This is a genomic window from Flavobacterium sp. GSP27 (assembly GCF_003970395.1).
Classification (GTDB): domain Bacteria; phylum Bacteroidota; class Bacteroidia; order Flavobacteriales; family Flavobacteriaceae; genus Flavobacterium.
The window spans coordinates 1-1,429 of sequence record NZ_RYDP01000029.1 but is presented as its reverse complement, the minus strand read 5'-3'; the positions used below and the strand labels follow the sequence as shown (position 1 = coordinate 1,429).

1 pseudogene is annotated in these 1,429 nt (G+C 28.3%); it reads left to right on the top strand.

The window, feature by feature from the left end:
* Nucleotides 1-43 precede the first annotated feature (43 nt).
* Nucleotides 44-1,395: pseudogene (locus EKM05_RS14880) on the top strand (IS3 family transposase).
* The last annotated feature ends 34 nt before the right edge of the window (nt 1,396-1,429 follow it).

Here is a 1,429-nt window from a genome sequence, read left to right as displayed (position 1 = left end):
TGGACATGCCCCAAAAAGTTAGACACTATTTGGGGCATTTTTTATGGAAAAAAAAGTAAAATATGATTATGCATTTAAATTAGAATGTGTAGAATTGGTTTTAAAGAAACATTATTCAGAAGGATATGTTTCAAAATTGAAGCAGATTCCAAGATGGAATATCCGTAAGTGGGTCAGTTTTTATAAGACTTATGGTGAAATTAGTTTATTACCAAGAATAAATCAAAGTTATTCAGCCGAATTTAAGTTAAAAGTACTTAAAATCGTAGAAAGGGAATCTCTTTCATTGATGGAAACAGGAATAAGATTTAATATTCCCAATATTGCTATTGTTTCAAAATGGAAAAAAGATTTTGCTAACTTTGGTATTGAAGGATTACAACCAAAACCTAAAGGCAGAGCGATATCTATGAGTGATTATAAGCGTAAAAAACATAAATCAGACAAACCTTTAACAAGAGAGGAAGAACTCTTAAAAGAGAACGAAAGACTTCGTTGTGAGAATGAATTGCTAAAAAAGTTACAAGCCTTAATTCAAGCCAGGAGAAATCCCAAGCCATAATGGAGTTAAGGCATAAATTTGATTTAGAATTACTTTTAGATCTAACAAAAATGGCACGTAGTAGTTTTTATTATCATCAAAAGCAGAATAAATTACCTGATAAATACAAAGAAATTAAAGAGTTAATTAAAGCCATTTATCAAAAACATAAAGGCCGTTATGGTTACAGAAGAATAACCGATGAACTCCAAAATAGAGCACTGATTATCAATCATAAAACAGTACTTAGATTAATGAAATTACTGGGCTTAAAAAGCATTATTAGAGTGAAAAAATATAAGTCTTACAGAGGTGAAAATGGTAAAATCGCCCCAAATATATTGGAAAGAAATTTTAAAGCAACAGCTCCAAATCAAAAATGGGCTACCGATATAACTGAATTTAATGTATCCGGAAATAAATTGTATTTATCACCTATAATTGACTTGTTTAATCAAGAAATAATAAGTTACGAACTAACAGAACGCCCAGTGTTTAATCAAGTAGTAATGATGCTAAAAAAAGCATTTAAGAAAATACCAAATAACACAAATTTAATGCTTCATTCTGACCAAGGCTGGCAATACCAAATGAGTCATTATCAAAATTTATTAAAAGAAAAAGGTATTATACAAAGTATGTCAAGAAAAGGAAATTGTTTAGACAATGCTATTATCGAAAACTTCTTTGGAATATTAAAATCTGAAATGTTTTATACTCAAAAATTCAAATCTATAAAACAATTAAAACAAGAAATCAATAAGTACATAATTTATTATAACAACGAAAGAATTAAATCAAATTTAAACAAAATGAGCCCGATAAAATATCGAGCTCATTATTATCAAAATTAATTATAAATTTGTCTAAACTTTTGGGTGCAGTCTA